The sequence below is a fragment of the Microbulbifer okhotskensis genome, assembly GCF_023895975.1.
Taxonomy (GTDB): Bacteria; Pseudomonadota; Gammaproteobacteria; order Pseudomonadales; family Cellvibrionaceae; genus Microbulbifer; species Microbulbifer okhotskensis.
Genome location: NZ_JALBWM010000002.1, coordinates 97,385 through 108,052 on the forward strand (window position 1 = coordinate 97,385; position 10,668 = coordinate 108,052).

Below are 10,668 nucleotides of genomic sequence, written 5' to 3' on the forward strand. Positions count from 1 at the left end.
CCAGCTCATGTCTGAATATGAGTCCACTTCTCAATTGAGCCCCGGTCAGGAAATTCCTCAGCTGGCTCTTACCTTGAAGGCCGCCGGGGATCCGCTGCGGTTAGAGATACTGCGCCTGCTCAGCCAGGATTCATATAGCGTATTTGAATTGTGCCGTATCTTTGATTTGCGTCAGCCGGCGCTGAGTCACCACCTGAAAGTGCTCTCTCAGGCAGGCTTGGTTAACAAGCACCGGGAAGGCAACAACCTCTTCTATCGGCGGACAGCGAGTAGCCCCCTGTTGGCACAGCTCATTACTAATCTGGACCAGCTACCTCTGGCCGAAACAAGAGTGCAGGCGGTAGCCCGTATCTCTGAGGAGCGGGCTGAGGCTTCACGGCGCTTTTTTGCCGATTATGGAAATTGCTTTCGCGAACAGCAGGAGCTGATTGCCAGCTACAGCGTTTATGGTCCGCAAGTGGCGCAGTTGCTCAAACCTGGCCGCCAAGCACTGGAAGTGGGGCCCGGTGAAGGTGAATTTTTGCAGGAGTTGGCCCAACGCTTTACAACGGTTACAGCACTCGATCTCTCATCTGCAATGCTGGAACGAGCCCAGTCCTTTGCCGATGAACAGGGCATTAATAATATCGAGTTTGTCTGTAATGATACCCGTGCAGCTGCGGCGCGACCGGCCAGCGCCGATACGATTGTGGTGAATATGGTGTTGCACCATACCCCTGATCCGGCACAAATCTTTCACGATTTACACAATGCGTTAAAACGTGGAGGCCAGCTGTTGGTGGCGGAACTACAAGAGCACAGCCAGGACTGGGCCAGAGAAGCTTGTGGGGATTTATGGCTGGGTTTTGCCCCCGAGCAGTTAAGCAATTGGGCTGAAAGTGCGGGCCTGACGGATGGGCGCAGTGTTTACAGTGCCCTGCGCAATGGCTTTCAGATCCAGATAAGAGAATTTATCAAGCCCTGACGGGGTTCGTCAGGCAAAGCCTGAAACAAGAATTTATGCAACCGCTACAGCGGGACAATGGAGACCTCTCAATGAGTGAATACAGACTGTTTACTTCAGAATCCGTATCTGAGGGACACCCGGATAAAATTGCCGACCAGATTTCCGATGCTGTACTGGATGCTCTACTGGCCCGTGATAAGCAGGCGCGCGTTGCCTGTGAAACCCTGGTGAAAACTGGTATCGCTGTTATTGCCGGTGAAATTTCCACTTCGGCCTGGGTCGACCTGGAAGAGTTAGTGCGCAAGGTAATTACCGATATCGGTTACACCTCCTCTGATGTGGGTTACGACGGTGAGACCTGCGGTGTAATCAATGTTATTGGCAAGCAGTCTGTAGATATTGCACAGGGTGTGGATCGTGTGAAGCCGGAAGATCAAGGCGCAGGGGATCAGGGGCTGATGTTTGGTTACGCGACCAACGAAACCCCGACATTTATGCCTGCGCCTGTCTATTACGCCCACCGTTTAGTGGAGCGTCAGGCAGAAGTGCGTAAGTCCGGTCTGCTGCCATGGTTGCGCCCCGATGCCAAAAGCCAGCTGACCTTTCGCTATGATGAACAGGGTCGCCCCTGTGCCATTGATGCCGTGGTTCTTTCCACCCAGCACAACCCGGATGTCAGCCACCAAGATCTGCGCGACGCGGTGATGGAGCTGATCGTGCATCATACTCTGCCGCAAGAGTGGTTACATAAAGATACCCAGTTCCATATCAACCCAACAGGTAACTTTGTTATCGGTGGGCCGGTCGGTGATTGTGGCCTCACCGGGCGTAAGATTATCGTCGACACTTACGGCGGTTCCGCACGTCATGGCGGCGGTGCATTCTCAGGTAAAGACCCCTCCAAAGTAGACCGCTCTGCCGCTTACGCGGGGCGTTATGTGGCCAAGAATATCGTTGCGGCCGGTCTCGCTAAACGCTGTGAAATCCAGGTCTCCTATGCCATTGGGGTAGCTGAGCCGACTTCTGTGGCGATTAATACCTTTGGTACCGGCTTGGTGCCAGAGGAAAAGCTGGTAGAGCTGGTGCGTGAGAATTTTGACCTGCGCCCCTACGCTATCTCCAAATCCCTCGATTTGTTGCATCCAATGTATCAATTGACTGCCGCTTACGGTCACTTTGGCCGTGATCCGTTTACTCACACTTACAATTGGATCGACAGCAATGGTCAGGAGCGCAGTGAGAGTTTTACTGCATTCCCATGGGAAAAAACGGATAAAGCGGATTCGCTTCGCTCCCAGGCCGGCCTCTAAGTCTCAGAGATAATTATTCATGCCTGGGCCAAAAGCACAGGCACACAAAATAGGTTGGGTACCACCCGGCAAATAGATAATTTTTGGACTCAATAACGATGAATCAAATGAGCACTGAATTTAAAGATTTTAAGATTGCGGATATTTCCCTGGCAGATTGGGGCCGCCGTGAAATTGAAATTGCCGAAGGAGAGATGCCGGCACTGATGACTCTACGCGAAAAATACCGCGAAGAGCACCCGCTGGCAGGTGCCCGTATTATGGGCTGTATCCATATGACGATCCAAACGGCCGTGCTGATAGAAACCCTGGTTGCTTTGGGTGCAGAAGTACGCTGGTCATCCTGTAATATTTTTTCCACTCAGGATCATGCGGCTGCCGCGATCGCCGCTCGGGGAATACCGGTTTTTGCCTGGAAAGGCGAAACCGATGAGGAATATGAATGGTGCTTGCAGCGTACCATCGGTGCCGATGTAGCCGGCTGGCAGCCGAATATTATTCTGGATGACGGCGGTGATCTCACAGAATTATTACATCGCGAGTACCCTGAACTTCTCGACAATTGTCACGGTGTCAGTGAGGAAACCACCACCGGAGTACACCGTTTGCAGGATATGTTGCGTGAGGGCACTTTGAAAATCCCCGCGATCAATGTGAATGATGCTGTTACCAAGAGTAAGAACGACAACAAATATGGTTGTCGTCACAGCCTTAACGACGCCATCAAGCGCGCTACGGATCATCTGCTGGCCGGCAAGCGGGCATTGGTAATTGGTTACGGCGATGTGGGTAAGGGGTCCGCCGCATCACTGCGCCAAGAAGGTATGATTGTCAGGGTTTCTGAAGTAGATCCGATTTGTGCGATGCAAGCCTGCATGGACGGCTTTGAGCTGGTTTCTCCTTATATAGATGGTATCAATACCGGTACTACGGAGGGCATCAATAAAGCATTACTGGCTAATATTGATTTGATTGTTACCACCACGGGTAACGTAAACGTCTGCGATGCACATATGCTTTCAGCCCTGAAGAGCGGTGCGGTAGTGTGCAATATTGGCCACTTCGATAATGAAATTGATACAGCCTTTATGCGTAAAAACTGGGAGTGGCAAGAAGTAAAGCCACAGGTGCATAAAATAGTACGCAACAGCGAGACTAATGACCACCTCCTGCTTTTATCTGAGGGGCGTCTGGTAAATCTTGGTAATGCTACCGGTCATCCGAGCCGTATTATGGATGGCTCATTTGCTAACCAGGTTCTCGCACAGATCCATTTGTTTAAAGAGAAATTTGCAGAGCTACCCGCGGACCAAAAAGTCTCTGCGTTGTATGTAAAAGTACTGCCAAAGCACCTGGATGAAGAAGTTGCCCGCTATATGGTTGAAGGTTTCAGTGGCGTTATTACTCGTATGACTGAGCAACAAGCCAAATATATTGGCGTCTCAGTGGAAGGCCCATTCAAACCTGAAAGTTATAAGTACTAATAGCCCCTAACTAAAGGGTGCCGGTATTACCGGCACCCAAAATGTGCGGGGTTGGAGAAATATAATGAAAGACTCCATTCGCATCAGTTTCGAATTCTTCCCTCCCAAAACACCTGAAGGCCGAGCAAAGCTATATACAACCCGTGAGGCATTGCAGAAGTTTAATCCTGAGTTTTTTTCGGTTACCTATGGTGCCGGCGGTACTACTCGGGAGACTACGTCAAATATTGTGACCAATATGAGACGCGATGGCATTTCTATTGCTCCGCATTTATCTTTTGGCGGTGATAATGAAGAAATTATTCTTGGACTTCTCAACCAGTATAAAGAAGCAGGGGTAAACAGAATAGTGGCACTAAGGGGTGATATGCCCTCGGGTATGGGAGCGGTGGCACAACTGGTTTATGCGAATGAGTTGGTAGCATTTATCCGCCGCCACACCGGTGATCAATTCCATTTGGAAGTTGCGGCATATCCGGAAATACATCCAGAATCAAATAGCTATGATGATGATATACGTTATTTGAAGGGTAAGTTTGAAGCTGGTGCGAATAGTGCTCTTACCCAATATTTCTACAATCCAGATTCTTATTTTTACTTTATTGATCAGTGTGAAAAAGCAGGTATTGATGCACCCATTTATCCGGGCATTATGCCGATAGTGAATTTTTCCAACCTTGTGCGCTTTTCTCGTAATTGCGGTGCTGAAATTCCGCGATGGTTAATAAAGCGTATGGAAAGTTATCGCAATCCTGAAGATGTTCGTAAGCTGGGGTTAGAAGTGGTGACAGATTTATGTGAAACCTTGCTGGAAGGTGGAGCTCCAGGTTTGCATTTTTATACGATGAATCAGGTTGATCCGATAGCTCTTATATTGAAGAGTACACTTAATTTTTGATACTAGCGCAATTGAAAATTGGTATCGTCTATATAGAGGCGCCCAATAGGGCGCCTCTATATAGATATTTGATTATTAAATCTTCATGTTAACGCCTAAGAAGACCCGACGCCCAATCACATCAAACATGGATTCGTCGTCACCGGTTCCGGTTATGTAACTAGGAGCCTCTTCATCAAAAACGTTTCTAATCCCGCCATTAACAGCAAGCTTTTCAGTTAGCTTATGAGAGAAATTAAAGTCATGGTAAAAGGTAGTATCTATGTAAGCAGGGCTTGTATCTTCAGTAGATTCACCATTTGGTGATACATCGAATCTTGCTTGCTCATCAAAAGCTCGAACGGTCCACCCTAGACTAGTATCATCATAGATGTAATTTGTGGTCCAACGGAACTGCCAGGAGGGGTCACCAACCTCGCCATCTTCATAGTTAACTTCATCTGGGCGATTCTGAAATTCAAATTCGTGCAATTTTTCTAGTATGTTGGCTGTTACTGAGGTCTTGAGGAAACCGTCGAGGCCTGCGATCGAAAGAGGCCTCTCATATGATGCACTAATATCGAATCCACTAGTTTCTAACGCAGAAGCATTAATGTAACCAGAGCGAACTAATACAACATTGTTATCTGTTCCCCGGTCTACTTGAGAGCAGAAACCACTGTCAGGTCCTCCAGATGCATCAACACAATTATCCAATATTGTCTGAGCAGTTACTTCAGTAATAGCATCAGTAATCTCAATATTGTAATAATCTACAGTGAGAGATAAACCTTCAACGAAGGATGGCTGCCAGATTACACCTGCGGTGTAAGACTCAGATTCTTCAGCAAATAGGTCAGGGTTTCCGCCAGAAATAATCTCAATAGAAACGTTATCGCTAGCCTCGAACCCAGAGGGAATCCCCAAGGCTGCACAATTAGCAGCGCGGTCTGCATCATCGCCGATTTGGTCGGTATCACAGGGATCGTTTATTTGAGTGAAACCAGGTTGTTGCGGGCTATAGGCTTCTGCAATATTAGGTGCACGAATTGCCATTGATTGAGTGGCACGGAATGTTACGCTTTCGATAGGACTGTACATTAAGCCCAGTTTCCATGCATTTGCGGATCCAGCATGAGAATAATCAGCATAACGTACGGCACCATCCAGTACTAGGCTTTCTACCCCTGGGAGATCAGCCAAAATAGGTAAGCTAACTTCCAAGAATCCCTCAGTAACATCAAATTCACCGAACGAGTCGGGTACGGCGGCTGTACTGAGAAGCCCTTGTTTTGCAAGTGAATCTACAATTTGTTCTGAAGATTCTTCGCGATATTCAAACCCTGCAGCAAAGCCAACAGGACCACCTGGAAGGGTTAAAAATTCACTTGAGTCAAATGAAGCGAACCCTGATAGAACCTTTTGTTTGATGGTTGTTTTATTAATAGTAGGTGTAGATATAAAGTCTAGGCTTTCTTGGCTGGCCTGATTGCTACCAAATGGGTTATATGGTGCACAAGTGGTGCTATTAGTAGTTGCGGAGTCTTGATAATCTTCACCTTGCGCACTGGCTACTTGGTTGCGGCACGCTGCTTCGCCAGTTTCTGGATCGATTACTGCGTCCAGGGCCGCAGTAAAGTTGCCCTCAATAATAGCAGAGGTTGTGCGTAGAGTATTTACGGTTCGACCGTAATTATAAGATAGCTCATAGTTGATTGGTGTTTCACTGAGCTCAAATTCACCGTTAAATCCGGTAACATATCGGAACAGTTCACGTTCATTATCTGCATTTCTTGGGACATCTGCCATGAATTTGGCAAGTGATACACTAGTAATATCTTCGGCTAAAAGCTGTTCACGGAGATCCTGATCAAGATAGGGGTTATCCGCTACATTTATTGAATGTCCGCCAAAGGTAAAATCAGGCTGATAAGTCTGCTCGATACTGCTTGAAATATATTTAACTTCTGAAAAGAAGTTTATTGTATCAGTCAGTTCATAAGAAAAAGTTGTGTTGAATACGTCTTTTTTTATACTGGGAAAAACATTTTCGTAATCATTTAATTCGAAGCAGTAGTCGCAACCATCTGGGAAATTACCAAATGCGCCGCTATTGGTATATTGACGCTGCTGTTGTGGCAGTGGGTTACCTTGATTATCAAAAACAAAGTCTCCAAGTGGTGTCCAAATAACAGCGTTTTCATCGATCCACTCAGAATAAACTCGAGGAACCATTATTCGATCTGAAATACCATCCTCTTCACCGGTATTATCAGGATTAACTACTGTGCCATAATCATCGGAGTGACGCAGATCATCAACCATTACTTCATCAATCTGCTCTTGGGCTGCATAAAAAGTAAAGTTACCTTTCCCATCAGCTGTATTGAAGCCTGCCAGGAAATTGACGCCTCGATTCCCGCTTCCAACGCCCTCGGTGGATTGGTCACCTGTAAAGTTAATTTCTATACCTTCATAGTTCTTTTTGGTGATGATATTTACAACACCGGATACCGCATCTGATCCGTATACTGCAGAGGCTCCGCCGGTAACAACTTCAACTTTTTCAATTAAGCCGACGGGTATAGTGCCAAGGTCAACTGCTACGGACCCATTACTGGAGCCAACGTGGCGTCGACTATCTACTAGAGTCAATGTACGATTTGAACCGAGCCTCCGCAAATCTGCAGTACTAAGGCCCGCATCGGCATTTCGATCGGCATTTCCTTGTAAGGTATCTGTCGCACCTACAGCGGGTAGCTCGGATAGAATAGAGCCAAGATCCATACTCCCGGTATTGAGAATATCTTCAGCAGAAAGGCCTGTGACTGGCGTTGGCTGTGTAAGATTTGGGCGGCTAATGCGAGATCCAGTAACAACCACTTCTTCAAGAGCATCAGCAATTTCAATACTACTCTCATTCTCTTGTGCAAATACAGTTGAGCTTCCTGTTGTCGCAAGTAAGATTGCAGCACTCAAGAAATTCTTGCTAAATTTTTTTTTCATCTAACCCTCCAAGGCATTTTTGATTTTTTGATTTTTAAATTCTCGCCGTCGTATCACTTTTACGCGTGACTTTAACGTAAGATTGAATAATACGGATATCTAAAATATCAATCGAGTATTAACGCGTCAGGACGAAAAAATAGAATTGTCGTCCTAAATTTCCATGCTTTCATTATGTTTTATCTCTTTTTGGGATGTTAATTTGGTCTATTTATAACTATATTGGGGTTGGGTTAGGATGATGTGAATATTTCGTTAGTGATAATCAAGGTTTATTGAGATTTTATATCATGCCAATTGTGACAAGGTGGTATTTCAAGCTGTTTGTATTATTTACTAGAAGGACAAGGCTGGCGTTGGGAAGTTGGCCCAATTGTGCCAATAAGGAAAAAGGTCGAAATTTCCCATCTTTTTTCTAGCCAAGTGGTTTATCTTTAGGTGTCAAGTTTGTTGTTTTTAAAATGAAAGGAAGATTTAGCTTTCTAGTGTGCTGTATTAAATAGAATGCTGATTTGAGGGTGCTTGGCGTGCACGCTCCACTTTCACTAAAATTTCTTCGGCAGATTTCGTTCACACGAAAGGTTTCTTGGCTTCATTATGTTTTTCAATAAATTGCACGATAGCCGCTTCCAGTTCCTTGACTGAGGTGAATACCCATCGGCGCAACTGCTTCTCTGTAAGTAATCCAAAAAATCTTTCCACCAGATTCAGCCAGGATGAACTGGTCGGAATAAAATGAAGATAAACTCGTTTGTTTCTCTTGAGCCAGCGCTTAACTTTTTTATGCTTGTGAGTCGCGTAATTATCGACGATAAGATGAAGATCTTTTTCTTTGGGTGTTTGCTTTTCTACGGTCTTTAAAAAGCGTAAGAACTCCTGATGCCGATTCCAGCACTCACCTATGACCTCACCAGTCAGCGTATTAAGGGCGGCAAAAAGAGTGCTTGTGCCGTGACGTTTATAGTCATGGGTCATGGTGCCACCCCCCCCCCCCCGATTTCAATGGCAGTCCAGGCCGTGTCCGATCTAGCGCCTGAATCGAGATTTTTTCATCCACACAAAAGACAACAGTATTTTCTGGCGGTGGCCAATAATATCGCGTAACTTTTCTTCAAAATCAGGGTCGTTGCTCACCTTGAGCTGTGTGGTTAGATGAGGCTTAAGGCCCACTTCCTGCCATGCGCTGCTGACAAAAGAGTGGTTAACTCCTAAGGCTTTCGCCATGCCGCGCGTTGTCCAGTGTGTCCCATCCTTTGGCTTGCTTTTTGTCGTCATCTTGATAATTTTCGAGCGGAGCTTTGCCTGCTCTTCTGAATTCTTACCACCATGATTAGCCCCCTGGGAAAATCCTTCTCTATCCCTGCCAGACGCTTTTCTGCAAAACGGTTGCGTCATCGGCCCACCGTATTGACATCAATGCTTAACTTTTCCGCAATTTGGTGGTTGGGCACCTCCTCGACAGCAAGCAAAATAATCTTTGACCGCTCAGCCAATCTCACCGATGTTTTTCGACTTTTTATATTCTTTTCTAACTGCTTTTCCGGAACTGGAAGCCGGCATTAAACCGATTTATGATCGAATTTGGCGAGCGACTTGCCGACTACCAATAATCCACTAGCAAGAGCGGTTACACAGAATTATTTACACCCTCATGTTTTTAGACGATGGGGTCTTAAGTCAACTGCTTTCCATATTTGCCGAACCTGCCATGGAGTCACTTCTGCGTATTTAGCCATTAACTCAACACTCCAGTGTGACGCTTCTTCGGGTATACGCTTTGTTGTTAAAAACAATACTCGATCAACAACGTCCTTTTCGATAACAGTTGGCCGACCACTACGAGCACGCTCACGCAGTCCTTCAATACCTTCCTGTACGAAACGGCTTCGCCACCGATGAACAGTCTTCGGTGATGTTCGCTGTGCGGTAGTTACATCTGTAGGAGTCATACCTTCGTTGAGCTGGAGAATAATCTTCGCTCGCATAACTTGCCCATGTGGAAGGGTTGTTGATCGGCACAACTCGTTCAGAATGGACGCTTCACTATCGGAAACTTGAAAAGGTTTAGGTGTACGCATAATGGATACATTATACGGACGGTCCGCCATTCGTTACATTACTTTCCGCATGGATCACTAGTTGGTTGATAAGTTTTCCTTGGTCGTTTACTGGTGCTTCCTAACCTTATTTTTTCAAATATGAAATCTTTATGTGTGATCAACACTTCGGACAGTTTCATGTAGCCATAGTCCCTGTACCGCTCGTAAATACGGGCAACTTTTCCGCAACTCAGGTCAAGATCTAACTCGTCAAAAAGTCTATCCATAAGGTGCTGATTGAACTTTCGACGTTTCCAGCTAGCAATTGAAATGACTGTAGCCTCATCCGTTTGTTTCGCATTTCTATCTTCGATTTTTAGCAGATTCAGAGCCGTCATTGATGCATTGACATGCAGGTTGATCGCTTCTTTTCGAGTCGACTGACAATGAGTCAGGCCTACGTGCTGTTTTGCGTCTCTGAATAGAAATTCTATTTGGAATCTAGATTTGTAATACGCGACCAGTGTCATTGCATCCAGCTTTGTGTCTGTCGAATACAATAATGCGAATAGTTCGTTTTAAATACCTGGTATGAACAATTTTCGTAGACACTTCTGTTTTTTCATTCAGAAAACCAACGTAGTCAAAAAGATACATATCTGTATCAAAATCACCTTGCCATCATATTTTCTGGGACGACCCATACATTTGTATGTTCCTTCATATAACCACTGTAAGTTTGCATCTATTCGCAATTTTCCAATATTGTGCAACCCCGTTGGAATGATGGCTGAAACAAATATCACGTTGCTATAATAGGTATCTGCAGCAAGGTATTTATTTCCAAACGCATGAATTACTGTCGCAACTTTGACGGCATGATCGGCATATAGCTAAATTCGTAATCGATCTTTTTCGACTATTGTCTGTTTGGCGTCCAAGGCAGTACTTGATTTTAGATCAGTGATACTGATCATGGAAATTTCGAGACCACGTTGTGATTCTC

7 protein-coding genes and 1 pseudogene are annotated in these 10,668 nt (G+C 45.6%); 4 read left to right on the plus strand and 4 right to left on the minus strand.

Annotation, left to right across the window (positions count from 1 at the left end; all coding sequences use genetic code 11):
- Positions 1–7: 7 nt before the first annotated feature.
- From MO867_RS01025 to metF, 4 genes are all read left to right on the plus strand, one after another.
- Positions 8–964, plus strand: coding sequence for a metalloregulator ArsR/SmtB family transcription factor (locus MO867_RS01025; protein WP_252464074.1), 957 nt, complete (start codon positions 8–10; stop codon positions 962–964).
- Positions 965–1,035: 71 nt separating this feature from the next.
- Positions 1,036–2,256: a methionine adenosyltransferase gene (gene metK, locus MO867_RS01030; protein ID WP_252464075.1), complete on the plus strand. Its 1,221-nt coding sequence runs from the start codon at positions 1,036–1,038 to the stop codon at positions 2,254–2,256.
- Between the two features lie 98 nt (positions 2,257–2,354).
- Positions 2,355–3,740, plus strand: coding sequence for an adenosylhomocysteinase (gene ahcY / locus MO867_RS01035; protein ID WP_252464076.1), 1,386 nt, complete (start codon positions 2,355–2,357; stop codon positions 3,738–3,740).
- A 64-nt stretch (positions 3,741–3,804) separates the two neighbouring features.
- A complete protein-coding gene (metF, locus tag MO867_RS01040) occupies positions 3,805–4,638 on the plus strand; it encodes a methylenetetrahydrofolate reductase [NAD(P)H] (protein WP_252464077.1) in 834 nt (277 codons plus the stop codon).
- Between the two features lie 75 nt (positions 4,639–4,713).
- Here the strand turns inward: metF and MO867_RS01045 are convergent, their stop codons facing one another.
- The 4 genes and pseudogenes from MO867_RS01045 to MO867_RS23900 form a co-directional block, all read right to left on the minus strand.
- Positions 4,714–7,623, minus strand: coding sequence for a TonB-dependent receptor plug domain-containing protein (locus tag MO867_RS01045; protein WP_252464078.1), 2,910 nt, complete (start codon positions 7,621–7,623; stop codon positions 4,714–4,716).
- 495 nt (positions 7,624–8,118) lie between these two features.
- Positions 8,119–9,143, minus strand: a pseudogene (locus MO867_RS23895) (IS630 family transposase).
- Positions 9,144–9,272: 129 nt separating this feature from the next.
- Positions 9,273–9,731, minus strand: coding sequence for a helix-turn-helix domain-containing protein (locus MO867_RS01060; RefSeq protein WP_309143293.1), 459 nt, complete (start codon positions 9,729–9,731; stop codon positions 9,273–9,275).
- Between the two features lie 8 nt (positions 9,732–9,739).
- Complete coding sequence (locus MO867_RS23900; protein WP_373565853.1) at positions 9,740–10,222, minus strand: transposase; 483 nt, start codon at positions 10,220–10,222, stop codon at positions 9,740–9,742.
- Positions 10,223–10,668 lie beyond the last annotated feature (446 nt).

Coding starts and splice junctions, on each gene's coding strand:
- MO867_RS01025 (WP_252464074.1), top strand. CDS start 8: ATGTCTGAATATGAGTCCACTTCTCAATTGAGCCCCGGTCAGGAAATT.
- metK (WP_252464075.1), top strand. CDS start 1,036: ATGAGTGAATACAGACTGTTTACTTCAGAATCCGTATCTGAGGGACAC.
- ahcY (WP_252464076.1), top strand. CDS start 2,355: ATGAATCAAATGAGCACTGAATTTAAAGATTTTAAGATTGCGGATATT.
- metF (WP_252464077.1), top strand. CDS start 3,805: ATGAAAGACTCCATTCGCATCAGTTTCGAATTCTTCCCTCCCAAAACA.
- MO867_RS01045 (WP_252464078.1), bottom strand. CDS start 7,623: ATGAAAAAAAAATTTAGCAAGAATTTCTTGAGTGCTGCAATCTTACTT.
- MO867_RS01060 (WP_309143293.1), bottom strand. CDS start 9,731: ATGGCGGACCGTCCGTATAATGTATCCATTATGCGTACACCTAAACCT.